This window comes from Rhizobium sp. AN68, from assembly GCF_030758035.1.
Lineage (GTDB): Bacteria > Pseudomonadota > Alphaproteobacteria > Rhizobiales > Rhizobiaceae > Agrobacterium > Agrobacterium tumefaciens.
Genome location: NZ_JARWMI010000003.1, coordinates 799,388 through 820,462 on the forward strand (window position 1 = coordinate 799,388; position 21,075 = coordinate 820,462).

Consider the following 21,075-nt stretch of genomic DNA (forward strand, 5'->3'; position numbering starts at 1 on the left):
GACACATGGCTTCATCCACCACTTCCGCAATATCAGATCTTTCCGCAGCGCTTGTCACGGCACCCGTGCCGCTATCCGACTGGCTGATCATCCTTCCCGTCGCGCTCTCAATAGGCGCAGGTGCGGTGCTGATGATGCTGCGCCACACCATGCGTCTGCATGCGCCCATTGCAATCACGGCACTTGTTCTGCTGGTATTGCTCGATGCTGCGCTTCTGTGGAAGGTCGTGACCCAAGGGCCGTTCACCATGGTCATGGGCCGCTGGCTGCCACCCTTCGGCATTGCCTTTACGGCTGATCTGACCGGCACGCTGCTGTCGCTCGCCGCCGCCATCGTAGCGCTGGCCGGTGCCATCCATGCCAGCGCCGATATCGATGCCAGCGGCAGGCGATACGGTTTTTATCCGTTCCTGATGCTGTTGATGGCGGGTGTCACCGGTGCGTTCCTGACCGGCGACCTCTTCAACCTCTATGTCTGGTTCGAGGTGCTGCTGATCTCGTCCTTCGGCCTCATCGTGCTGGGCTCCACGCGCGAGCAGATCGATGGCGCGCTGAAATACGCCATCCTCAACCTCATCGGCACGACGCTGTTCCTGATCACGGTCGGTTATCTCTATGCCATCTTCGGCACGCTCAATATGGCCGATATCGCGCTGAAGGCGACGCAGCTGCGCGGCACGGCTCCGCTGATGACGCTTGCCAGCCTGTTTGCTCTCGCCTTCGCCATGAAGGCGGCGGCCTTTCCCGTGAATTTCTGGCTGCCCGCCTCCTATCACACGCCGCGCATCGTCGTTTCCGCCCTGTTCGGCGGCCTGCTTACCAAAGTCGGCATCTACGCGCTGCTGCGCGTCATGGTCATGCTGTTTCCGGTCGAGCGGGAGGAGCTGAGTATCGTCATCGCCATCTCTGCGGCGCTGACAATGGTGCTCGGCGCCATGGGTGCGTTGGCACAGAACGATATCCGCCGCATGCTCGGTTACATCGTCATATCGGGCATCGGTTACATGATGGCGGGCATCGCCATCGGCACGCCCTCCGGCGTTGCCGGCGCGATCTTTTACGCGCTGCACTCCATGGTGCTGATGACGGCGCTTTATCTCGCCGCCGGCCACGCCGCCCGCCTTGGCGGCAGTTTTACCCTGACTTCGCTCGGTGGCCTTTATCGGCAGGCGCCGTGGTTTTCGGGCCTCGCGCTCGCCTTGTTTTTCGCCGGTTCCGGCCTGCCGCCGTTTTCCGGCTTCTGGCCGAAGGTGGTTCTCGTCAAATCGGCGATCGATATCGGCGCCTGGTGGCTTGCCGCCGCCCTTCTCCTGTCCGGCTTCATCGCCACCATCGCCTTCGGGCGTGTCTTCCTCTTATGTTTCTGGCGCCCGGCAGTGGCCTCAACCGGCCAGGCGCCGTCGCTGCCTGCGTCGCCTCTGGCGGCCCCTTCTTTCGTCCCGCTGGTCGGGCTGACATTGCTGGTGGTGTTCTTCGGCCTGTTTCCGGAAAGCCTGCTCAATCTCAGCCAGCAGGCGGCTGCGGGGCTTGGCAACCCCGAAGCCTATATCCAGTCGGTGTTTCCCGAAGGGAGCAGACCATGAGCCGCTACATCCTGTTACTGCTCTTCGTTGGCGTATGGCTCGCCGTAAGTGGCAGCGTCACGCCGGCGAACATTCTCTTCGGCCTCATCGTCTCGGCGCTGGCTCTGGGCCTTATCCGTCACCAGATCCCCAAGGGCGGCCGTCATCGGCTGCGTCCGGTCCGCGTGCTGTCGCTGCTTATGCTGTTCTTCAAGGAGCTGGCGCTGTCGGCCTGGAAGGTGGCGGTGATGGTGACGCGGCCGAAGCTCGATGTGCAGCCCGGTATCTTCGCCTATCCGCTCAGGCTGACAACGGATTTCGAGATCACGCTGCTTGCCAATCTCATCACGCTGACCCCCGGCACACTTTCGGTCGATGTTTCCGAGGATAAAACAACGCTCTACGTCCACGCGATCGATTGCAGCAATATCGAAGCCGCAAAGAATGACATCCGAAACGGCTTCGAAAAAAGATCATGGAGGCGTTTCAGGGATGACGCCGGAACTCATAGTTTCATTTGCAACTGTACTTGCCACGGTTGTACTGTCCGCTGCCTTTTTGCTGACAGTATATCGCGTCGTCGTCGGTCCGACCTTGCCGGACCGAATCGTCGCGCTCGACATGCTGGTCGGTATCGCCATCGGCTTCATTGCGGTTATCGCCATCCGCACCGGCGTCGATCTTTATGTCGATATCGCCATTGCGCTCGGACTGGTGGGTTTTCTCGCAACGGTGGCTTTTGCCCGCTTCGTCCTGTCGCGCGGTGCAGATGGCAGGCGCAGGACAAAGGCTGTTCTCGACGGCGAGCGGGCATCGGAAGTTGTTGAAAAGCCTGAAAAACAAGTATCCAGGCGTGGAAAAAGAAGGGGCGGTCGATGATGGGCTGGATCGTGGCTATTCTGGTTGCGGCACTGACGGTCTCAGGTGCCGCCTTCTCGCTGATTGCGGCAATCGGGCTTAATCGCCTGCCGGATGTCTACACCCGCATGCATGCGGCTTCCAAGGCGGGAACGGTGGGCTCAGGCCTGTTGCTGCTGGCCGTTGGCATTCATTCCACGGAAATATCGACGCTGGCACGGGCACTTGCCGGTTTCTTTTTCTTTGTTCTGACAGCACCGGTCTCCGCACATCTTCTTGCAATGGCTGCACACAAGGCAGGTTATCCACTTGCTGATAAATCGGTAGTTGATGACCTAAAGAAAATTTGAAGTTGAATTACCCCCTAATAATGGGGGGTCTTCGTTTTGCATTACTACTTGGCATAGTATTTTATTACCCGTGATTTTTTGTATTCCAATTAGACTGTTTTGAACTGAAAAAATCATAATAGGAATTTGACTTTTGCTGTTTTGATGCTATCCAAATTAAGTGTAAAATTGCTTATTGCGATTTGCATCTAGCCTCTTCATGGTCGGCATAGGCATTTTATTAATGTCTAATCTATGGTTGATCAGACCTTTGTTGGCCATGTCGCGGGCTACAAGTTGAATCTCGGATCAATTCGTTTCCGGTTTCGCTTGAAATCTAGGGGTAGATTTCACGTTGGTTTCAACAGGGCGAAGGAGGGGCACCGGGTAACTTCACATCGCTCGATGCGGCGTTCATCCGTGTCTGGAGATAAATAACAGGAGATACTTAAATGACGGAAACTGCATACGGTAACGCCCAGGATCTGCTGGTCGAACTGACGGCGGATATTGTGGCTGCCTATGTTAGCAACCACGTCGTTCCGGTAACTGAGCTTCCCGGCCTTATTTCGGATGTTCATACGGCACTCAGCGGAACATCGGCACCGGCATCGGTGGCGGTCAATGTTGAAAAGCAGAAGCCTGCTGTGTCCGTTCGCAAGTCGGTTCAGGACGATCATATCGTCTGTTTGGAATGTGGTGGCTCGTTCAAGTCGCTCAAACGCCACCTGACGACGCATCACAGCATGACGCCGGAAGAATATCGCGAAAAATGGGATCTGCCGGTCGATTATCCGATGGTTGCTCCCGCCTATGCCGAAGCCCGTTCGCGGCTCGCCAAGGAAATGGGTCTCGGTCAGCGCCGCAAGGCGAACCGTTGATTTTCTAAGACGGATTGTGTCGCGGCTGTATTTTCTCCCCGTCCGGGGAAAGATGGCCCGAAGCGCCGGATAAAGGGGACCTTGGCAGCATATTGCTGGCCTTGCCCCTTAACTCGCCGCCGTGACCTTTTCCCTTAGCAGGAGATGGCGGCAGGGCGCACATGCCCGCTCCATACACATCTTGCACCATAGTGTTATGTCCAGCTGGTCCTTAGACCGGCTTTTTTATTGCCGCGCGCAATTTCGGCAGAGGAAAAAAATCCTTGTCGAGGCGTCACCTTTATTCAAAAACAAAGCGAAATCAATCGCATGTTTTTCGACGCCAAATTTGCCCTTCCCCGCGTCCATCCTCAGGTGTATGAATTATTTCCTATTCGTAAAGGAGTTGCATATGCCTTCGGACATATCGTCTTTGCCTGCCCCCTTTCGGCCCTGTGTGCAGGTTGCCGATAGCAATTTCCGCCGTTTTCCGCCTGCTGCCGGGCGGGATGAGATTTCCCGGATTTGCCGGCTGGTCCGGCAACTGGCCGGGGAAATGGTGCAATTGACCGGCGATCGTGTGGCTGCGCGCCGGGACAGGCGGCGCACCGAATGCCATATCCGCCAGATCGCCATGTATGTGTGCCATGTGCAGCTCGGTATTCCCATGTCGGATATCGGCCCCTGTTTCGGCAGGGACAGAACGACAGTCGGCCATGCATGCCAGGTGGTTGAGGATCGTCGCGACGAACCCGCCTTTGACGAGTTCGTCGCCACACTGGAGCGGCTTTCCGGCAGCATTTTCAACGTGATGAAAGGTGTTCGGGATGAGTGAGACAAAAAGCGCTCCATCGATACTTCCCGATCCTGTCCTGTTGCGGCTCCTGCGCTGCATTGCTGCGGGCACGGCTGAGATATCGGAGGAGCGCGGCGATATGGTATTGCAGCGACCGGAGGCCGGGAACGGCAGGACAGGGCGTCCGGCGTTGCGGTTTCCGGCCGCCACGGTGCAGCTCGCCCTCTCTTCGGGGCTGATCGAGAGACGTGAAAACACGCTCTCCGCCGCGCCGCCGCTCGCCTCCTATTTGAAGCGCGCTATAGCCAGGGATCGCGACGAGATTTTTCAGGAACAGCACTGGGATTTGCAGACGGTGGTTCTGGATGTCGGCAAGGACAGGCAGCCGGCCCGGCGCAACCTCAATAGCTCGCCACTGACAGGCCTTTCACGGCTGAAGGAAAAGGATGGCACGGCATTCTTCCCCAGCGACGCCTTGCAGGCTGGCGAACGCCTCGCCGCCGATTTTCACCGCGCGCAATTGAACCCAAAGGTGACGGCAACTTGGGAACCGAAAATTGCAAGCCGCACGAAGGGGGAGGCGGGTGGCAAGCTCGATCTTACCGATGCGGCGATTTCCGCCCGGACGCGGTTTTTCCGTGCAGCCGATGCTATGGGGCCTGAACTTTCAGGTGTCGCCATCGATATCTGCTGCTTTGAAAAGGGGCTGGAGGCCGTAGAGCGCGAGCGGCAATGGCCGGCGCGTTCGGCAAAACTGCTGCTGCGGGCCGCTCTGCTATCGCTTGCCCGGCATTATGCGCCGCAAGCGCAACGCAGCAGAAGGACAAGCCACCATTGGGGCGACGAAGATTATCGCCCGCCGATGGCGCCAACGATGGCAACAGAATGAAGGCTCAGGCGGTCAGAAGTCTCGCTTCCTCGCGGATACGTTTGACCATGGAACGCAGGCCATTGGCGCGCTGCGAGGACAAATGTTCCACCAGCCCGATCTTGTCGAACACCTCAATGGCGTCGAGACCGGCGATTTCGGAAGCTTTTTTACCGGAATAGACAGCAAGAACGATGGCGACGAGGCCGCGCACGATATGCGCATCGGAATCGCCCTCGAAGGTCATGAGAGGATCTTCGGCACCATCGCTGTGGCTGACGAGCCAGACCTGGCTTGCGCAGCCCTGCACCTTGTTCTCAGGCGTGCGCTTGTCTTCCGCAAGGTCGGGTAGCGCCTTGCCGAGTTCGATGACGTAACGATAGCGATCCTCCCAGTCGTCGAGGAAGGCGAAATCGTCAAGGATCGTATCGAGAGAGGCCATGTTGCGCGCCGTATCGTTCGTTATTGCCATGCTTTGCTACGATATAGGGCAAGTGCAGACGGTTTTGAACCATGCGGACCATGAAAAAGCCCACGGAAAACAGGTTTCCGTGGGCAAGTTTGGCAGGCAGTCACGCAGGCGGACATATCCGGCTGCAGAGAAGGGGCGGCGCGGCGTTAGGCGGCGGCGCAAAATATCAGGGGGTGGGGCGCTTCTGCGGCAGGGGAATGATGGTGCCGGTCTTCAGCATGTCGGCATTCCCAGGGAATTCGACGCTGATCGCCGGTGCTGCGGCCAGTTTTTCGCTCTCGCTGGCGAGTTCGGCTGCGGGTGCCGTTTTATCACCGGATGCAAGCTGCGCGTCGAGCAATTCATAGGCGACCTTGGCGCCTTCCTTTGCCCGTTCACCGAGCGCGTGGAAGGTTTCGGCGCCCTTGACGCAGACGTCGGGTTTTTCGATGCAGATGGCGCTGACATAACGATAGGCCTCACCGGCTGCCGAAACGGCGCTGGGAATATCGAATGCCGAAGGTTCCTTGGTGGGATCGTTGCTGCTGCCGAAATAGGACAGCGCGACCAGCACCAGCGAAAACCAGAATGTTCCTTTGATCAGAAACCACATTGTCAGACTACCCTGCCAGATGATCTTTGTTTTGAAGCCCCGCCCGTTTTGGGTCATCGGCCTTTGTCCCGTTTTTCGGGCTTGGAGAGAAGCTACAGGCGACCGGCGAACAGCCAATTGCAAAAAGCCGCGCAATTTAATTCAAATTGTATCTATTCTCCTCGCATCGGGACCGGCTCCAGCAATTCCGTCGCATTTTAACAGTCCATGTTAAGCATAATTGCGACAGATGCCGTCTGTTCCGGGCAAAAGTGCTCACCCGAGCTGCCACAAAGGTTAACGCGATGGCAAAAATAAAGCGAAATCCGTCGCTTACCCGTCATTAACCATGATTGGCAAAGCTTGGTTGAAATGCTCCGTAATGGGACTGCGGCGCATTTCGCGGCTGTTTGGTGCCGTTCTTTTTATCCATTCCTTAAGTCGCGGGCTTCTATTGTCGGAGCCGTTAGATCCGTCTCAGGGATTCAGGTTTGGTATTGCGTAATATGAGAAAAAAAGCGGTCGCATTGGTCGACCATGCCGCAGGCAGATGGCTTGCGCGTATGGAGGAGGACGCCGAAAGGCGCGCCGGCACCGTTGCGCGCCTGCGCCGCCTGTTTGCCTTCAGCGCCGTCGGCTTTCTGGTCGTTCCCGCCCTGTTCAGCCTCGTCTTCAGCCCCGCCATCGCGCTGCCCATCGGAGCCGCTCTGGTGCTGGCGCTCTATCTGGCCGCAGCCGCCCTGTTGATCGCCTTTTCGCGTCCTGCCCGTGGCGCAGCGTCCCTGTCCGCTCAAGCCGGCGACGATGACCTCGTTGCGGCATCGCAGGTGCCCGGCCTCGTACTCACCATCAATGAAAACGGCCTCGTCGAGCGCGTCTCCGGCCGCGACCTTGAAACGTTTCCAGCCGATCTTCAGGCCTGCAAGGGCCATGTCTTTGCCGAATATGTCTATGTTTCTGATCGCATCGAGCTGATGCAGGCTTTCGACCTTCTGCGGCAGGGCGAGGAAAAGTCCAGCGTGGAACTGCGGTTCGAAACCGGCGCGAAATCGCGCCAGGCGCAGTTCATCCACGCGCGTATGGAAATGACGGCGATCCGCAATGCGGCCGGCAGGCTGCGCCGCGTCGTCGCCCAGCTCTCCGACGTTACCGAGATGGAGCTTCTGCGCCGCGATGTCGCCCGCAAGGCAGCGGAGGCGGAATCGGCCAACGACGCCAAGTCGCGGTTCCTCGCTGCCGTCAGCCACGAACTGCGCACCCCGCTCAACGCCGTCCTCGGCTTTTCCGACATTCTGGCGGGCGAATATTTCGGCCGGCTGGAAAACGACCGCCAGCGGGAATATGTCGGCTTGATCCGCCAGTCCGGCGCGCATCTCCTGTCGGTGGTCAACACCATGCTGGATATGAGCAAGCTGGAAGCAGGCCGTTACGAGCTGATGATGGAAAGCTTCCCGATCGGCGAAACCATCTCGTCCTGCGAGGCCATGCTCGGCTTGCAGGCGAAGGAAAAAGGTCTGACATTGACCAGCCGCATCCAGCGCGGTATCGGCGAAATCTCCGCCGACCAGCGCGCCATCCGCCAGGTTCTCATCAATCTGGCCGGTAACGCCATCAAGTTCACCGATGCCGGCGGTGTAGTGTCGATCGATGCTGCGCGTGAAGGCAGGATGCTGAAACTGACGGTCAGCGATACCGGCATCGGCATCGCATCCGACAAGATTGAACTCCTGGGCCAGCCTTTCATGCAGGTCCAGAATGAATATACCCGTCGCTATGAGGGCACGGGTCTGGGATTGTCCCTGGTCAAGGGTCTGGTAGCACTGCATGGCGGCACTTTCGCCATCACCAGCCAGCCCGGCGCGGGGACGGTCGTAACGATCATGTTGCCTGCCGACGGTTCCGGCATGGCAGGTGGCGAAAACGCTGAAACCGAATGCATGGTGGAGTTTCCGCCGCGCATCAAACGGCTCGGCGAAATGGCCGCGATTATGAAGAAGGATGGTGACGATGGCCCCGCGAAAGCGAAAATCGCCTAAGAAAACAACGGCCCAGATTGGCGCCGGGATTGTTTCCTTGGTGGTTTCGGCCATCGGGCGCGAACTCCTGCGCCGTCCGAAACTGGTGGGCGGCTCAGGCGCCTTCGTGGTCGTCTTCGGTTTTGTCGCCGCCAACGCGCTCTGGTACCAGCCGGGCGTTCATCCTTCTCCTTTCCTGCGTACCCGCGATGCGGCAAACCCGAACGGCATTGCCGGTTATCGCGCGGCGGAGCCGCTCGGCACGCAGGGTCATGTCACGACCTTCCGCATAGAACGCCCCAGCGAAACCGAAACCGCACAGCAACCGGCGACCGCAACGGCGACGCCTGCGACATCGGTTGCGGCGGAAAACCAGAAGCCGCAGCAGATCGTTGCCGATATTCAGGCCGAACTTAAAAAACGCGGGCTTTACGAAGGCGAGGCGGACGGCAAGATGGGACCGCGCACGGCTGCCGCCATCATGTTCTTCGAAGAAACACTCGGCATGGAACAGACCGGCGAACCGACGACACGGGTGCTGGCGGCGCTCAGGATCGACGGCGCAACCGTCGCCGCAATCCCGAAGGATCGGCCTTCCGACGCCAACACCGGCGGCGGCGTTGAGATCGACCCGGTCGCGGCCGCAATCCGCAAAGCTGAAGCGCCTCGTCCAAAGGCCGAACCGGTCTCCTTGAACAGCGCTGCCGCCGCTTCAAAGCCGGTGAGCCGCGATCTGATTGCAAAGATCCAGCAGGGACTGATCAATATCGCCTATGCCGATGTGAAGGTGGACGGTGTGGCCGGCGAGCAGACCCGCAACGCCATCCGCCATTTCGAAAAACACTACCGCCTGCCGGAGACCGGTGAACCGAGCGAAGCCGTGCTGAAGAAGCTGAAATCGATCGGGGCGCTTTAGGGGACTGGGTCTCAACTCTCTCCATTCTTGTGACAAGCGCAGGAACGAGGAAAGAAGAGAGCGTAACAACACGGACAGGCAGCGGCCTGCCGCCTCCATCGAAAGCACCCCCAATGCGCCTCAAATCCGAAATCTTCGTATCAGCCCTTATCCGCCGCGTGTTTTCCGCTGGTGGTTTTGCCGCTGTCGAAAAGAAGGGTGCGGAAGAGGCCGGGGCGATCTTCATCCGCCAGCGCCTTCGTGATGGCCGCGAAAACCTCTATGGACCCGCGCCGCAGAGTTTTGCCGAGGACGAGGAAGTCCGGGCCGAACGCCGTTTCGAGACGCGTCTTGCAGGTGTGGAGGGGGAGGAAAGTGCTGCTCTTCTCGAAAGGGAGCGGCGCTTCGACAGCGATCTGTGGGTCGTCGAGATCGAAACGGACGAGATCGGCACTCTCCTGACGCTGGTGGACCAACCGAAGATCTAAAGCGTGCAGCAGCTTTGCGCCCGTAATTCCGGGTGAGGGGGGGCCGCCTTAACCCTCACGTCCCCGTTCTGTGAATGACAGGTGCGCTGTGGTTCGGTCGTTCGCGGCCGTGGGTGTAGCTGTCGGCGCGCCGCCAGCTTTCCACCCGCTCTTCGCATTCAATGATTTCAAGGCGGTCGAGCATGGCCTCGGCGCGGCTCATGTCGCCTTCGGCGGCGGCAAGATGCGGATAGAAGCATTGCAATATGAAGGCGGCTTCGGAAAACTCCATGCCGAGCCCGATCAGGGTGGTGGCGAGCTGCGTGCCTGATATGTCGAGCATGATGCGCTCCGACAGCCAGTAGCTGGACGACAGCGAATCCGCCAGCGTCACTGCAAACTGCCGCGCATCACGCTCGCGCGCGAACCGCACGAGCAGCGCTTCCTGCACGTCACTCAGGCGGCGCAGGCCAAGAACGTCGCTTTCCGGGCGGCTGAGCTGATGCGCCATCCGTTTGATGCGCTGGCGCATTTCCTCTTCCACGGCGGTGGATTTGATCTGGGCGTCTGCCGGCTGCGCAATGGCGGGCTCCGGCATGGCGGGAGGCGTCGCGTCATCGGGTCGCTTCAGGTCTTCCATGTGCCGCAGGCCGACAAGCGCGTCGATGACGGTCGGCGACAGGTCCTCGCGCCGCACGATGGCGCGCGCATGGGCGACCCCTTGCGTGCGGGCAATGGTGATCAGCGTGTCGTCATCAAGGCACTTCGACGAAATCAGGAAGGGGGCGGCAATGGAAATCGGCTGGCAGGCGATGAAGAAGGCAACCGCCGAAGGCACGTTTGGATGCTGGGAAAGCGCTGCAATGGCTTCCCGCTTGGCCTCTTCGGTGGAAGCGTTGAAAAGCGGCATGAAAAGCTCGGCAAACTGCCGAAGGTCCGTTTTTGACGGATGGGGAACAGTCTCAAAATTCGTGACAGTGGCCATTAGCACCACATCTTTCTTCCTCACGGCTCTTGGCCTCTCAAGTTCTCGAAACCGGTCGGTCAACGCACTACCCAACAAAAACGCAAACACAATATCGGTTCAAATTAGAGCAAATCCGTTGACACCCTGTTAACTATGGGGGGTGGCAAGCGTTATTGTGCGTTTATCAACAAGGAAATTTTAAAACCTTCGTGACGGACAAAACGTCATGGAACCTTGCCGGCTCGCCTTTGTTTTCAACGGGTGCAGCTTTATGAAGGATAAGTTGGCGCCCGGCGATTAGGGTTAACGGATCATTAACCTCTGTCTGTTTCTAATTTCATGGGCAGTATTAGGATTCCATGTTATTCTGATTGATAGAATAATTTCGAAAATGGCATGCCGAAGCCTTGATATGCGCACGACACCTTGCAAAATCGCCATCGATTTTTGGGTCGTGCGAAAACCAGTCTGTGGGCTGGATTATGCGCAATGTGATGGTGATGAAATTCCCGACGCAAGACGAGGCTTGCGCGGTTCCCATGGGCAACATTGACTCCCGAAGAGGAGACGAGCATGGCAGTTATTATTCCAATCGCCGAAGCCCGACGAAGCTTGCGCCCGGCCGGAATGCCCGGCAAGGTTATGGGCCCGGCAAAGGTCGTGCTGTTTACCGGCGTGCGTTATGAAAAACGCGATACGGAACCGGCTGGCAAGGACGCGCGCAAGCGCAAGCCTGCACCGGAAACCGTCTTCAAATCCTGATTACGCTTGGTTGACCGGCGCTATTTCCAGGGTGTCGGCTGGCATTTCGCTTCGTTCAGGAACCGTTCCGCTTCTTCCCCGAAGCTCGGCTGCGGCACCATGGTCCGCAACACCACATACCCTTCCGTCTGATCCGATTCCGCCAGAATGGCCTGTGAGAGCGATGGCGGCTGCGCCTTGCGAATGGCCGCGATCTGCACCGAATCCGCCACCAGAATATCCATCACCCCGCCTGCGGACGTGCGGTCGTTCATGCTGAACACCTCGTTCGACGCCTTGTCGTAAACCGCGACCGACCAGAAGGGCACCGCGCCGATGGCCGTCAGCCTGATGGGCTTTTCCTCGATATTGAAGGTGCAGACGGCAACCCGCATGAAGGGATCGCCGCTTCCCAGTGTCTTTTTCTCCGTCGTTTCTTCGAGAAGATGAAACTGATGCGGCTTACCTTCCGCCAAGGCGCGGGTATAGGCGTCGCGATTGCTGAAATGCGGTATCGCCAGAAGAATGACGACATGCAGCACGGCGGCGGCGACAAGGCCGGTGAGGATGGCGAGCAGGGTCCTAAGCATTGCCACACCCCAGCTTGCGGATTTGCGGCATGGCGATGTCGATAAGGCCGGAACTGCCGGCAACCGGCGTGTCGAGCAGCGTCATGACCAGCTTGAATGTCTGCCCCTGCGGCACAGCCAGCCAGTTATAGGTCTGGGCATCGGGTGCAATGGTGATGTCGATGCCGCCATCGGCGCTGCGCAACAGCGTGCGCGAATTGAGCGCAAAGGGTCGTCCGGCATCTTCCGCCAGAACATTGCCCTGCTGGTCTGCGGTATAGAGCGTCCAGAACCGTGAGGGCGGCACGGCGCCCGCCAGCTGGTAACGGCATTCGCCGGTCAGACGCTGGCCGTCGCTGTCGACGGAGGCGGTGAAGGCCAGCCCTTCCGCCGTTCCATAAAGCAGCTTGCCGGCATCGGCGCGGTGCGACTTGGCGTAGGGATCGGCCTCGATCGTCTGCGCTTCCGGAAAGGCATCCCATGAGCCGATGCGGATCGAGCCGAAGCCGGATGTCGCCTCAAGTGCTGCCAGCGTCGCGGCAATGCCGCCGCCAAAGGCGATCAATAGGGCGATGCCGACAAGGAATGGAACTCGAAACACGCTGTTTTCCCGTTTTTGAACAGGTCGAGGACTATCACTGATTCCCTGTTTGGAAAATGGTACGCCTTGTTTAGTCTTGATGGAAATGACCAGAAGAGGGATTCCACCATGTCGCGACAAGCCGCCATCGACCACGCCACCCGCTTTTTCGACGATGGCAGGTTCGAGCAGGACTTGGCGCGGCGCGTTTCGCTGCGCACCGAAAGCCAGGATAAGGCGCGCGGTGCCGAGCTGGCGCTCTATCTGGAGCGCGAAATGCAGCCCGCTTTCACCGCCATGGGGTTTTCCTGCACGATCCTGCGCGACCCGGCGGCGGATTTGCCGTTTCTGATCGCCGAACGTTTCGAGGATGAAGATCTGCCGACCGTGCTGGGTTATGGCCACGGCGATGTGGTGCGTGGTCTTGACGACGGCTGGGCAGAAGGCCTTTCGCCTTTCGTGATGTCCGAGCGCAATGGAAGGTGGTACGGGCGCGGCACCGCCGACAACAAGGGGCAGCATTCGGTCAACATGGCGGCGCTGAAAGCGGTGCTGGAGACGCGTGGAAGACTTGGGTTCAACGCCAAATATCTGATCGAGATGGGCGAGGAGAGGGGTTCTCCCGGCTTGAGGGAAGTTTGCCGGGACTATAGCGAGCGGCTGAAAGCCGATCTTCTGATCGCCTCCGACGGCCCGCGCCTGAATGCGGAGCGGCCGACCGTTTTTCTCGGTGCGCGCGGCGGCATTACCTTCGATCTGGTGATCGAGGCGCGGGAAGGCGGCCATCATTCCGGCAATTGGGGCGGGGCGCTGTCCAATCCCGGCGTCCAGCTGGCGCATGCCATGGCAAGCCTCGTTGGCCCATCCGGGCAGATTCGCGTGCCCGAACTGGTGCCCGAAGAGCTGCCGCAGGCCGTGCGTGACGCGCTTGCCGATTGCGAGATCGATGGCGGCCCGGATGGTCCGAAAATCGATCCTGACTGGGGCGAGCCCGGCCTTTCCACCGCCGAGCGTGTGTTCGGCTGGTGCGCGCTGGAGGTGCAGGCCTTCGAGACCGGCAATCCGCGCGCGCCGGTCAATGCCATTCCGCCTCGGGCATGGGCGCGGCTGCAATTGCGCTTCGTTGTCGGCATCGATCCGGAAGCGGTGCTGCCCGCCATCCGCCGCCATCTCGACCGGCAGGGGTTCAGCATGGTTCGGATCGTACCCGCCGGCGACGAGATTTTCCGCGCCACGCGGCTTGATCCGCAGGACCCATGGGTCGGCTTCACTCTGAGTTCCATGGCCCGCACGACGGGCAAGAAACCGGCACTTCTTCCCAATCTGGGTGGCTCGCTGCCCAACGATATCTTTGCCGATATACTGAAACTGCGCACCATCTGGGTGCCGCATTCTTATCCCGGCTGCTCTCAGCATGCGCCGAACGAACATCTGCCGAAAGAGATTGCCCGCGAGGCGCTTGCCATCATGGCCGGGCTTTACTGGGACCTCGGAGAGGGAGATACCCCTTCGCTTTAAGCGCCCATGACCAGCTTGAAGGCGATGGCCCACATGGTGAAGGCGATAACCCCTTCGAGGATGCGCCAGGCGGACGGCTTTTCGAAGATCGGACGCAGCCAGCGCGCGCCGTAACCCAGCGAAAAGAAGAACAGCAGGGAGCCGGTGGCGGCTCCCGCCGCGAAGGTTTTTTCAAAGCCGGGAAATTGCGTGGAGATGGTGCCGAGCAACACGACGGTATCGAGATAGACATGCGGGTTGAGAAAGGTCAGCGCCAGGCAAATGGCAAGCGTCTGCCACAGGCTCGCCTCCCGCCTTTCCGCCACCGAAAGCACCTCCGACGAACGGAGGGCCGAATGTAGGCTTTTCGCGCCATACCAGATGAGAAACGCCGCACCGGCATACCGCATGATGGGATCGAGCGCCGGCATGACGGCGCTTATCCGCTGAAAACCGAAGACGCCGACGGTGATCAGCAGCGCATCAGAAATTGCGCAGGTGGCACAGACGGCAAAGACATGGGAGCGCGCCAGCCCCTGCTTCAGAACGAAAGCATTCTGCGCGCCAATGGCAACGATGAGGCTGAGACCCATCGTCAGGCCGGTGAAGAAGATCTGAATGTCCATGTGCTGGCTGCTGCCTTTTGTCTCTGCCTGTGCGGATGGATGATGCCACCGCTTCCAGACCGAGTGCTTTGATATTTCCCTCACATGGTTTAATCAAATTAAACAAACTCAGTTCAAGTAAGTAAAACTAATGACGGGCAAAAACTATGCGACAGGGCGATTTCATGTGCGGGCACCTCGCCTCTTCCCTCATTCCTGTGACAAGGACAGGAATGAGGGAAGAGGAGAGTGCTACTGCTACTGCCCGGACGCTTCCCGCCAACCACGCCCATATCAATCTTTACAAGGAGGCCTGTGATGCTGGACTATCCTTCCATGCGCGCCGTGGCGCTCGTGGCCCAGACTGGCAGCTTTGAGAAGGCGGCACAGGTGCTGTGTGTCACGCCCTCGGCCGTTTCCCAGCGTATCAAGCAGCTGGAGGAGCGCCTCGGCGTGGTGCTGATAGTGCGCGGTAATCCTTGCGTGGCGACGGAAAAGGGCGAGTGGCTCTGCCGGCACATGGACCATGTCGGCATGCTGGAAACCGAACTGTTCCGGCAGCTTCCGGTTCTTTCGGAAGCGGGCGCGGCGGCAGAGCGTGTCACACTCAACATTGCCACCAATGCCGATAGTCTCGGCACATGGTTTCTCGACGCGGTTTCGAAATTCACCGGTGGCAGCGACTATCTCGTCAACATTGCGGTGGACGATCAGGACCATACGGTGGAATGGCTGCGCGGCGGCAGGGTGCTCGCCGCCGTCACCGCCCATGCCAAGCCTGTGCAGGGCTGCCGGGTCTTGGCTCTCGGTGTGCTCAGATATCACGCAACCGCCAGCCCGGCTTTCATGGCGCGCTATTTCTCCGATGGCGTCACGCCCGCCACGCTTGCCCGCGCGCCGGGGCTCACCTTTAACCAGAAGGACAGGCTGCAGGCCAGCTGGATCAAAAAAGCGCTGGGTGAGGATATATCCTATCCCACCCACTGGCTGCCCTCGACCGACGGTTTCGTGAAGGCAAGTCTTGCCGGCATGGGCTGGGGCCTCAACCCGGTGCAGCTGGTGGGAGAGCACCTTGAGGCGGGGCGGCTTGTGGAAGTCGTTCCCGGCACGCCGCTCGATATCCCGCTTTACTGGCAGGTCAATCGGCTCGCCGCTGAACGACTCGGCGCGCTCACCGCCCATGTGGTGGAAACAGCACGGGCGGCGCTTCTTTCCTGAGGCAGATCAAATAGTCTGCCATTCGCTCCAGTTCAACACGCGCGGAATCTGCGGTTTTGCTTCGCCGCCAAGAAACGCGATATATTCCAGCGAGTGGCCGTCGGGATCCTTGAAATAGACGCTGGCTGCCGGCATCCATGGAAAGACGACGGGCTCGTCGATCTCGTTTTCGCCGTCAAAACCGAGCGGCGTTACGCCGTTCCGGCGTAGATAGTCCGGTGCGGCGAGAAGCTGATCAAAATCGACGCTGAAGGCGATGTGCAGTCTCATATTGATGGGTGCGGACTGGATGGACCATAGGCCAAGCATCGAATGCCCACGTTCGCCGGTCCAGAAGAACGCCACATTCCGTTCAGGGAATCGTTGTGCCAGCTCCAGACCGACAACATTACGATAAAACTCAACCGAGCGTTCCAGGTTCGAAACCGTCAAATGCGTCTCGAACAATGCTTTTACTTTCACCATTTCCTGTCCTCAATTGCCTTAGCGCTGCGCCTTTCGGGCATTCGCTTTTTTGCAACCGGACTGTGCAACCTCAACCATGATTGAGGTCAAGCACCAAATGTGGATTTTTCTAAAGCCGAGTGCAGGCAGCAATCTGGAGGGAAAAACGCCTTCATTATGAGCCAAGGTTGCCAAGCCGTCACCGCCGGGCCGCATCCCCCGGGCCATCCCGCAACGACGCATCCGCAACCTTTTGCGTCATGACGGTCAAAGGCGCGGCTTCCTTCATCTTCTTGGCGATGGAACGGATGACGCGGGTTGCTTCGGCCGAGAGCGAGCGTGGGCGGGTGAGTGCCGGCATGGCGGGTGCAGCGGTGGCGGATGCGGCAGCGACCTGGGCCGAAGGCTGCGGGCGCGCGCCTGTCGGCAGCGGGTTCTGGATGCCGGGAATGGGGCGCAGCTCCATGCCTTGATGGGCGTAGTCCATAAGCCGCTTGAAGGTCATGGCGGGAAGCGCGCCGCCGGTCATGTTGTTCATCGGCGTGAAATCGTCGTTTCCGAACCAGACCGCCGTGGTGTAATTGCCGGTGAAGCCCACATACCACGCGTCGCGGTAAGCCTGCGACGTGCCGGTCTTGCCACCGGAAACGATGCCGTTTTCAAGCGCGCCGCGCCGGGCCGTTCCCATCACGGGAATGGTGACAAGCATCTGGTTCATCTTCGAATTGGCCTCTTCGGAAAGCACCCGCTTGGCGGGTTCCTCGTCACGGCCGAAATCGTAGAGAACCTTGCCCTCGTAATCCAGCACCTGCTCGATGCCGTGGCGGCGCGATTGCATGCCATCGGCCGGGAACACGGCATACGCCGTCGCCTGATCGAGAACCGTCAGTTCCGATGTGCCGAGCGGAATGGTCTTGTCGCTGCGCAGCGGCGTGGCGACGCCCATCGCCTTGGCGGTGTCGACGATCACCTGCGTGCCGAGCACGTCTTTGGCGAGACGCACCGGCACGGTGTTGTAGGATTTGGCAAGCGCCACCTGCAACGTCACCTTGCCGGCGTAGGAGCGGCCATAATTCTGCGGAGACCAGCCGCGCCAGGTCACGGGCGCGTCGGAAATCAGCGTCTCCGGCTTCATGCCCTTTTCCATGGCGGCCGAGTAGGTATAGACCTTGAAGGAGGATCCCGGCTGGCGCAGCGCCGCGGTCGCGCGGTTGAACTGGCTTTCGCCGTAGTCACGCCCGCCGACCATGGCGCGCAACGCGCCGCCGTTTTCGATCATCACCATCGCGCCCTGCTTGACGCGGTAGCCCTCGCCATACTCGCGCAGCTCCATCTCCATCGCCTGCTCGGCTGCCTGTTGCAGCCCGGTATCGATGGTGGTGCGCACGACGACGGTATGGTCCTTGAACCTGCCCTGCGCCGCCAGCCGCTGTACCTCGTCAAACGCCCAGTCGAGGAAATAATCCGGGGCCTTCACATCGGCGCGGTCGATGACGGTGGCCGGATTGCGCCGCGCGCCGATCACCTGACCCTCGGTCATCAGCCCGCTCTGCACCAGGTTGGAAAGCACGGTGTTGGCGCGCGCACGTGCGGCGGGCAGGTTGACATGCGGTGCGTATTTGGCCGGCGCCTTGAACAGGCCGGCGAGGATGGCGGATTCGGCAAGCGTGACATCGGTCAGGTTCTTGCCAAAGTAAAATTGCGCCGCCGCTGCCGCCCCGAACGTGCCGCCGCCCATATAGGCGCGGTCGAGATAAAGGCTGAGGATTTCCTTCTTCGACATGTTGGCCTCGAGCCACAGCGCGAGGAAGGCTTCCTTGATCTTGCGCTCAAGCGAGCGCTCATTGGTAAGGAACAGGTTCTTGGCAAGCTGCTGCGTCAGCGTCGAGCCGCCCTGCACGACGCCGCCGGCGCGGGCATTTTCGCTCATGGCGCGTGCAAGGCCAATGAAATCGATGCCGAAATGGTCGAAGAAGCGTCTGTCTTCGGTGGCCAGAACCGCCTTGATGAAATGATCCGGCATCTGGTCGATCGGGACGGAATCCTCATGGATGATGCCGCGATGGCCGATGGTGTTGCCGTAACGGTCAAGGAAGGTCACGGCAAAATCACCGCGATAACGCCAGTCCTTCTTGGTCTCCTCAAAGGCGGGCATGGCAAGCGCCAGAAGAACGACACAGCCGGCCGTTCCGAAGGTCAGCGCGTCGCATGTCAGGTTGACGAGAAGCTTCTTCCAGCCGCGCACATGCAGTTTGCGCGAGGCAATGGTGACGTCTTCCCAGAAATCCACCAGCCTTGCCGCAGCCGTCCACAGGCCGGAGTCGATAAAGCTATCGATTCTCAGCAGGATGTGCCGCTTTTTGCGACCGTTTTTATCGTCTTTTTCTTCCTGCACCTGGCGATGTTTTCCTGTTCAACGCAACGCGGATTGTCGATGTTTCTGCGCTTCATCCAATTCCGGACGCAAAACCATGACATGGTTCTGCTGGAATTGCTTGACGCGGCGGCCTCTCGCGGGTCAATGACCCTTTGCCACTCGCCAAAATGCTAAAATATCGTACAAACCAGCCCTTGGCGATACGATATTAAGGATTAGGGATCGGTTAAACCTTGCCCTCCAAGAGATCAAAATGGAACGGAAATGTTAACGATGAATGACGCGCCGTTCTGGAAAACCAAATCACTGGAAGAGATGAGTGGCCAGGAATGGGAAAGCCTGTGCGACGGCTGCGGCCTGTGCTGTCTGAACAAGCTGGAAGATTGGGACACCGGCGAAGTGGTGTTCACGTCGGTCCGCTGTCAGCTGCTCGACGGTGAAAGCTGTCGGTGCTCCGACTATGAGAACCGCCGCGCCACCGTGCCGGACTGTATCCAGCTTGATTTAAAAAAGGTGCACGAAATCCGCTGGCTGCCGCCCACCTGTGCCTACGCGCTGGTGCGCGATGGCAAGGATCTGTACTGGTGGCACTATCTCGTCTCCGGCGACGTGAACACGGTGCATCAGGCCGGCATTTCCGCGCGCGGCCGCACCGTCAACGAGCTGGACGTGGAGGTTGACGATTTCGAGGATTATGTGGTGGACTGGCCGCTCACAGTGGGTGAGACGGCGGGCGAAAAAGAGAATAGCTGACGGAAGTCGCCAATTTTCGTGTTGGTCCTATTCCTGCCCCATCGTTTTCTTAAGGCATGTTTCGGAAGAACGGCATGCCTGAAACAAGGGCCGCCGTTCATCCATTCCGGCATATGATCCGCAGAATGCGGACGAGGGACATCAAAACGCATGCGCTATCGGCTGCCCGCCATCGTTCTTTCGTGCATTGCCCTTCAGGGTATTCTGCCGCTTTCCGCCTCCGCCCAGCAATCGCAGGCTTTTGAATGCACGCTGGTCACCTCCATCGAGACCGGCGCTGTCATCAACCAGCAGGGCGCCTGCGATCAGCGCGTGGCGCCGGCCTCCACCTTCAAGGTGCCGTTGGCTCTGATCGGTTATGACGCCGGCATCCTGCTGGATGACAAGACCCCCGCATGGGACTGGAAACCCGGCACGGAGGCCCGCGCGCAGGACCGCAAGACGGTTGATCCGACCATATGGGAGCAGGATTCGGTGCTGTGGTATTCGCGCGAACTCACCCGCCGCCTCGGCCCGGAAAAATTCGCCGCCTATGTCAAACGTCTGGGTTACGGCAATGCCGATGTATCCGGTGAACCCGGCAAGAATAACGGTCTCACCCATTCCTGGCTCGGCGCTTCCCTGACCGTTTCCCCGGTCGAGCAGGTGGGATTCATCCGCCGCCTTCTGGCCGGAAATCTGCCGGTTTCGCGCGACGCGCAGGCAAAGACGCGGGCGATCGTGCCGGTGTTCGATGCGCCGGAGAGCTGGAGCGTGCACGGCAAGACCGGCACGGGCTTCATGCGCGACGAAAAAGGCAACCCCGACCGCAGCCGCCCCTTCGGCTGGTTCGTTGGCTGGGCGGAGCGCGAAGGCCAGCACATCGTCTTCGCAAGGCTTCGCGTTGCCGACAAGCCCTCGAGTGAACCGCTCGGCCCCGCAGTGCGCGACGCCTTCCTGCGCGATATTGCCCGGCTGGCGGTGCACAGATGATTACACAGCCGGCCAGCCCCAAGGAAAAGCGGACATGGCGGATGCCTCCAACGATGTGATCAAGCTCTACACCGACCATGGGGTTGATTTCGACAGGCTGCGCGGTCGCTCCCTCGCCGAAAAACCCTGGCTGGATCGGTTCACGTCGCTTTTGCCGCAGGGCGGATCCATCCTCGATATCGGCTGCGGTTCAGGCGAGCCGATCGCCGGCTACTTCATCGGCAACGGATATGACGTGACCGGCATCGATACATCATATCCCCTTATAGAAATCTGCCGCACCAGATTTCCGGAAAAGCGCTGGGTGGTTGCCGATATGCGTGAACTTGTGTTGAGTTGCCGCTTCGACGGGTTGATTGCCTGGCATAGTTTTTTCCATCTGAAGGCCGACGATCAGCGCCGCATGTTCGGTATTTTCCGGCAGCACGCCAATGACGGCGCCGCACTGATGTTCACGGCCGGGCCGGGACACGGGGAAGCGACGGGGACCCTTCAGGGAAAGCCGCTTTACCATGCCAGCCTCGCTCGCGAAGAATATGAAAGCCTGCTTGCCGCGCACGGGTTTCGACTTCTCGACCACATCGTCAACGATCCCGATTGCGGTGGGGCGACGATTTATCTCGCCAGACGTGTGGCGGCGTAACCATCGAATTCAGAGC

23 protein-coding genes and 1 pseudogene are annotated in these 21,075 nt (G+C 59.6%); 16 read left to right on the top strand and 8 right to left on the bottom strand.

Annotated features, from left to right (window positions below; genetic code table 11):
* Nucleotides 1-5: 5 nt before the first annotated feature.
* The 7 genes and pseudogenes from RBH71_RS16935 (at nucleotide 6) to RBH71_RS16965 (ending at nucleotide 5,294) form a co-directional block, all read left to right on the top strand.
* A complete protein-coding gene (locus RBH71_RS16935) occupies nucleotides 6-1,583 on the top strand; it encodes a Na+/H+ antiporter subunit D (RefSeq protein ID WP_003512023.1) in 1,578 nt (525 codons plus the stop codon).
* Nucleotides 1,580-2,058 (top strand): annotated as a pseudogene (locus tag RBH71_RS16940) (Na+/H+ antiporter subunit E). Before RBH71_RS16935 ends, RBH71_RS16940 begins: the two are co-directional and overlap by 4 nt.
* Nucleotides 2,055-2,441 carry a cation:proton antiporter gene (locus RBH71_RS16945; RefSeq protein WP_003512027.1) on the top strand — a complete coding sequence of 129 codons (387 nt, stop codon included), beginning with the start codon at nucleotides 2,055-2,057 and terminating at the stop codon, nucleotides 2,439-2,441. The pseudogene RBH71_RS16940 and the gene RBH71_RS16945 overlap by 4 nt, the downstream one beginning before the upstream one ends.
* Complete coding sequence (gene mnhG / locus RBH71_RS16950) at nucleotides 2,438-2,770, top strand: monovalent cation/H(+) antiporter subunit G (protein ID WP_003512029.1); 333 nt, start codon at nucleotides 2,438-2,440, stop codon at nucleotides 2,768-2,770. The genes RBH71_RS16945 and mnhG overlap by 4 nt, the downstream gene beginning before the upstream one ends.
* Before the next feature lie 431 nt (nucleotides 2,771-3,201).
* Nucleotides 3,202-3,630 carry a MucR family transcriptional regulator Ros gene (gene ros / locus RBH71_RS16955; RefSeq protein ID WP_003512037.1) on the top strand — a complete coding sequence of 143 codons (429 nt, stop codon included), beginning with the start codon at nucleotides 3,202-3,204 and terminating at the stop codon, nucleotides 3,628-3,630.
* 391 nt (nucleotides 3,631-4,021) lie between these two features.
* Nucleotides 4,022-4,444 carry a helix-turn-helix domain-containing protein gene (locus RBH71_RS16960; protein WP_003512040.1) on the top strand — a complete coding sequence of 141 codons (423 nt, stop codon included), beginning with the start codon at nucleotides 4,022-4,024 and terminating at the stop codon, nucleotides 4,442-4,444.
* Entirely contained in the window at nucleotides 4,437-5,294 is an 858-nt protein-coding gene (locus RBH71_RS16965; protein ID WP_003512041.1) for a DUF6456 domain-containing protein, read from the top strand. The genes RBH71_RS16960 and RBH71_RS16965 overlap by 8 nt, the downstream gene beginning before the upstream one ends.
* A gap of 4 nt (nucleotides 5,295-5,298) precedes the next feature.
* On the opposite strand, the gene RBH71_RS16970 is transcribed toward RBH71_RS16965, so the two are convergent.
* Both RBH71_RS16970 and RBH71_RS16975 read right to left on the bottom strand, forming a co-directional pair.
* Entirely contained in the window at nucleotides 5,299-5,715 is a 417-nt protein-coding gene (locus RBH71_RS16970) for a SufE family protein (protein WP_025592801.1), read from the bottom strand.
* 196 nt (nucleotides 5,716-5,911) lie between these two features.
* Entirely contained in the window at nucleotides 5,912-6,337 is a 426-nt protein-coding gene (locus RBH71_RS16975; RefSeq protein ID WP_025592804.1) for a DUF5330 domain-containing protein, read from the bottom strand.
* Nucleotides 6,338-6,822: 485 nt separating this feature from the next.
* Here RBH71_RS16975 and RBH71_RS16980 point away from each other — a divergent pair, with 485 nt between their 5' ends.
* From RBH71_RS16980 to RBH71_RS16990, 3 genes are all read left to right on the top strand, one after another.
* Nucleotides 6,823-8,352 (top strand): sensor histidine kinase, encoded by a 1,530-nt coding sequence (locus RBH71_RS16980; protein ID WP_003512044.1) that lies wholly within the window; start codon nucleotides 6,823-6,825, stop codon nucleotides 8,350-8,352.
* On the top strand, nucleotides 8,324-9,247 hold the full coding sequence (locus tag RBH71_RS16985) for a peptidoglycan-binding protein (protein WP_003512045.1): 924 nt from the start codon (nucleotides 8,324-8,326) through the stop codon (nucleotides 9,245-9,247). The genes RBH71_RS16980 and RBH71_RS16985 overlap by 29 nt, the downstream gene beginning before the upstream one ends.
* 113 nt (nucleotides 9,248-9,360) lie before the next feature.
* Complete coding sequence (locus RBH71_RS16990; RefSeq protein ID WP_003512046.1) at nucleotides 9,361-9,714, top strand: DUF1491 family protein; 354 nt, start codon at nucleotides 9,361-9,363, stop codon at nucleotides 9,712-9,714.
* A 55-nt stretch (nucleotides 9,715-9,769) separates the two neighbouring features.
* Here the strand turns inward: RBH71_RS16990 and RBH71_RS16995 are convergent, their stop codons facing one another.
* Nucleotides 9,770-10,678 (bottom strand): DUF2336 domain-containing protein, encoded by a 909-nt coding sequence (locus tag RBH71_RS16995; protein ID WP_323687424.1) that lies wholly within the window; start codon nucleotides 10,676-10,678, stop codon nucleotides 9,770-9,772.
* A 555-nt stretch (nucleotides 10,679-11,233) separates the two neighbouring features.
* On the opposite strand from RBH71_RS16995, the gene RBH71_RS17000 reads away from it, so the two are divergent.
* Nucleotides 11,234-11,422 (top strand): hypothetical protein, encoded by a 189-nt coding sequence (locus tag RBH71_RS17000; protein ID WP_003512051.1) that lies wholly within the window; start codon nucleotides 11,234-11,236, stop codon nucleotides 11,420-11,422.
* 20 nt (nucleotides 11,423-11,442) lie between these two features.
* Here RBH71_RS17000 and RBH71_RS17005 read toward each other — a convergent pair whose 3' ends face one another.
* Nucleotides 11,443-11,991 (bottom strand): membrane protein, encoded by a 549-nt coding sequence (locus RBH71_RS17005; RefSeq protein WP_003512053.1) that lies wholly within the window; start codon nucleotides 11,989-11,991, stop codon nucleotides 11,443-11,445.
* Nucleotides 11,984-12,571 carry a DUF1214 domain-containing protein gene (locus RBH71_RS17010; RefSeq protein WP_003512054.1) on the bottom strand — a complete coding sequence of 196 codons (588 nt, stop codon included), beginning with the start codon at nucleotides 12,569-12,571 and terminating at the stop codon, nucleotides 11,984-11,986. Before RBH71_RS17010 ends, RBH71_RS17005 begins: the two co-directional genes overlap by 8 nt.
* 108 nt (nucleotides 12,572-12,679) lie before the next feature.
* Here RBH71_RS17010 and RBH71_RS17015 point away from each other — a divergent pair, with 108 nt between their 5' ends.
* Entirely contained in the window at nucleotides 12,680-14,068 is a 1,389-nt protein-coding gene (locus RBH71_RS17015; protein WP_003512056.1) for a M20 family metallopeptidase, read from the top strand.
* On the opposite strand, the gene RBH71_RS17020 is transcribed toward RBH71_RS17015, so the two are convergent.
* Nucleotides 14,065-14,673, bottom strand: a complete 609-nt coding sequence (locus RBH71_RS17020) for a LysE/ArgO family amino acid transporter (protein ID WP_003512058.1) — start codon at nucleotides 14,671-14,673, stop codon at nucleotides 14,065-14,067. The genes RBH71_RS17015 and RBH71_RS17020 overlap by 4 nt on opposite strands.
* A gap of 297 nt (nucleotides 14,674-14,970) precedes the next feature.
* Between RBH71_RS17020 and RBH71_RS17025 the strand changes: the two genes are divergently transcribed.
* On the top strand, nucleotides 14,971-15,870 hold the full coding sequence (locus RBH71_RS17025) for a LysR family transcriptional regulator ArgP (protein WP_003512060.1): 900 nt from the start codon (nucleotides 14,971-14,973) through the stop codon (nucleotides 15,868-15,870).
* Between the two features lie 6 nt (nucleotides 15,871-15,876).
* Here RBH71_RS17025 and RBH71_RS17030 read toward each other — a convergent pair whose 3' ends face one another.
* Both RBH71_RS17030 and RBH71_RS17035 read right to left on the bottom strand, forming a co-directional pair.
* Nucleotides 15,877-16,335 carry a VOC family protein gene (locus RBH71_RS17030; RefSeq protein WP_003512061.1) on the bottom strand — a complete coding sequence of 153 codons (459 nt, stop codon included), beginning with the start codon at nucleotides 16,333-16,335 and terminating at the stop codon, nucleotides 15,877-15,879.
* Nucleotides 16,336-16,513: 178 nt separating this feature from the next.
* Entirely contained in the window at nucleotides 16,514-18,709 is a 2,196-nt protein-coding gene (locus RBH71_RS17035; RefSeq protein WP_003512063.1) for a transglycosylase domain-containing protein, read from the bottom strand.
* 255 nt (nucleotides 18,710-18,964) lie between these two features.
* Here RBH71_RS17035 and RBH71_RS17040 point away from each other — a divergent pair, with 255 nt between their 5' ends.
* The 3 genes from RBH71_RS17040 (at nucleotide 18,965) to RBH71_RS17050 (ending at nucleotide 21,059) form a co-directional block, all read left to right on the top strand.
* Complete coding sequence (locus RBH71_RS17040; RefSeq protein ID WP_003512065.1) at nucleotides 18,965-19,444, top strand: YcgN family cysteine cluster protein; 480 nt, start codon at nucleotides 18,965-18,967, stop codon at nucleotides 19,442-19,444.
* Between the two features lie 150 nt (nucleotides 19,445-19,594).
* Nucleotides 19,595-20,416, top strand: coding sequence for a class D beta-lactamase (gene blaOXA / locus RBH71_RS17045; protein ID WP_003512067.1), 822 nt, complete (start codon nucleotides 19,595-19,597; stop codon nucleotides 20,414-20,416).
* Nucleotides 20,417-20,450: 34 nt separating this feature from the next.
* Nucleotides 20,451-21,059: a class I SAM-dependent DNA methyltransferase gene (locus RBH71_RS17050; protein ID WP_003512068.1), complete on the top strand. Its 609-nt coding sequence runs from the start codon at nucleotides 20,451-20,453 to the stop codon at nucleotides 21,057-21,059.
* Nucleotides 21,060-21,075 lie beyond the last annotated feature (16 nt).

What these genes read in the sequence shown, in the direction of transcription:
- RBH71_RS16975 (WP_025592804.1), bottom strand. Translation starts at nt 6,337, where the DNA reads ATGTGGTTTCTGATCAAAGGAACATTCTGGTTTTCGCTGGTGCTGGTC.
- RBH71_RS17025 (WP_003512060.1), top strand. Translation starts at nt 14,971, where the DNA reads ATGCTGGACTATCCTTCCATGCGCGCCGTGGCGCTCGTGGCCCAGACT.
- ros (WP_003512037.1), top strand. Translation starts at nt 3,202, where the DNA reads ATGACGGAAACTGCATACGGTAACGCCCAGGATCTGCTGGTCGAACTG.
- RBH71_RS16995 (WP_323687424.1), bottom strand. Translation starts at nt 10,678, where the DNA reads ATGGCCACTGTCACGAATTTTGAGACTGTTCCCCATCCGTCAAAAACG.
- blaOXA (WP_003512067.1), top strand. Translation starts at nt 19,595, where the DNA reads ATGCGCTATCGGCTGCCCGCCATCGTTCTTTCGTGCATTGCCCTTCAG.
- RBH71_RS17005 (WP_003512053.1), bottom strand. Translation starts at nt 11,991, where the DNA reads ATGCTTAGGACCCTGCTCGCCATCCTCACCGGCCTTGTCGCCGCCGCC.
- RBH71_RS16990 (WP_003512046.1), top strand. Translation starts at nt 9,361, where the DNA reads ATGCGCCTCAAATCCGAAATCTTCGTATCAGCCCTTATCCGCCGCGTG.
- RBH71_RS17000 (WP_003512051.1), top strand. Translation starts at nt 11,234, where the DNA reads ATGGCAGTTATTATTCCAATCGCCGAAGCCCGACGAAGCTTGCGCCCG.
- RBH71_RS16980 (WP_003512044.1), top strand. Translation starts at nt 6,823, where the DNA reads ATGAGAAAAAAAGCGGTCGCATTGGTCGACCATGCCGCAGGCAGATGG.
- mnhG (WP_003512029.1), top strand. Translation starts at nt 2,438, where the DNA reads ATGATGGGCTGGATCGTGGCTATTCTGGTTGCGGCACTGACGGTCTCA.
- RBH71_RS16960 (WP_003512040.1), top strand. Translation starts at nt 4,022, where the DNA reads ATGCCTTCGGACATATCGTCTTTGCCTGCCCCCTTTCGGCCCTGTGTG.
- RBH71_RS17020 (WP_003512058.1), bottom strand. Translation starts at nt 14,673, where the DNA reads ATGGACATTCAGATCTTCTTCACCGGCCTGACGATGGGTCTCAGCCTC.
- RBH71_RS17050 (WP_003512068.1), top strand. Translation starts at nt 20,451, where the DNA reads ATGGCGGATGCCTCCAACGATGTGATCAAGCTCTACACCGACCATGGG.
- RBH71_RS16935 (WP_003512023.1), top strand. Translation starts at nt 6, where the DNA reads ATGGCTTCATCCACCACTTCCGCAATATCAGATCTTTCCGCAGCGCTT.
- RBH71_RS16985 (WP_003512045.1), top strand. Translation starts at nt 8,324, where the DNA reads ATGGCCCCGCGAAAGCGAAAATCGCCTAAGAAAACAACGGCCCAGATT.
- RBH71_RS16970 (WP_025592801.1), bottom strand. Translation starts at nt 5,715, where the DNA reads ATGGCCTCTCTCGATACGATCCTTGACGATTTCGCCTTCCTCGACGAC.
- RBH71_RS17030 (WP_003512061.1), bottom strand. Translation starts at nt 16,335, where the DNA reads ATGGTGAAAGTAAAAGCATTGTTCGAGACGCATTTGACGGTTTCGAAC.
- RBH71_RS16965 (WP_003512041.1), top strand. Translation starts at nt 4,437, where the DNA reads ATGAGTGAGACAAAAAGCGCTCCATCGATACTTCCCGATCCTGTCCTG.
- RBH71_RS16945 (WP_003512027.1), top strand. Translation starts at nt 2,055, where the DNA reads ATGACGCCGGAACTCATAGTTTCATTTGCAACTGTACTTGCCACGGTT.
- RBH71_RS17040 (WP_003512065.1), top strand. Translation starts at nt 18,965, where the DNA reads ATGAATGACGCGCCGTTCTGGAAAACCAAATCACTGGAAGAGATGAGT.
- RBH71_RS17015 (WP_003512056.1), top strand. Translation starts at nt 12,680, where the DNA reads ATGTCGCGACAAGCCGCCATCGACCACGCCACCCGCTTTTTCGACGAT.